This is a genomic window from Salinimicrobium oceani (assembly GCF_012037645.1).
In genome coordinates, this window is the sequence record NZ_JAAVJR010000598.1 from 1 (window position 1) to 459 (window position 459).

1 protein-coding gene is annotated in these 459 nt (G+C 39.4%); it reads right to left on the minus strand.

Features of this window, described 5'->3' with window-relative positions:
* Window positions 1-29: 29 nt before the first annotated feature.
* Window positions 30-459: hypothetical protein (locus tag HC175_RS18450; RefSeq protein WP_235942678.1), on the minus strand; the 430-nt coding region annotated here is incomplete at its 5' end.

The following is a 459-nucleotide window of genomic DNA, read 5'->3' on the forward strand; positions in this document are numbered from 1 at the left end:
GTCTATATTCTCTTAATTAGAACAATCCTTTAGAACCATGAACTCCATGGTATTCTGGACAACATAAAGATAAGGGCGAGGGTATAAAATATCGCCAGTGTCTTGAACTTTGGTCTTGAGGTAAGCTTCTTCTTATGTTTAGAGTAACCCACAGTGATAAGGATCACTGAAATTATCATGATCAGTGGGTGTTCAACCAGATAAAGACGCAATGTTGAATCTTTCATAACACCACCCATACCTACTTCTCCAAAAGCCTTAAACCAGGGCGCTACAAAATATAGTACAATTCCAATAAGCAGCTGAATATGGGAAACGATCAAGGTAAAAAGCGCCAGCCTAAAATCGGTCGCTCCATAGTCTTTTTTGCTGGTTAGCCCCACAAGGGAAAGGATTACTGATATAATTAGAACCAGGAGGACCAAATATGCCCACCAGGAATGAATGAATTGAATTGTT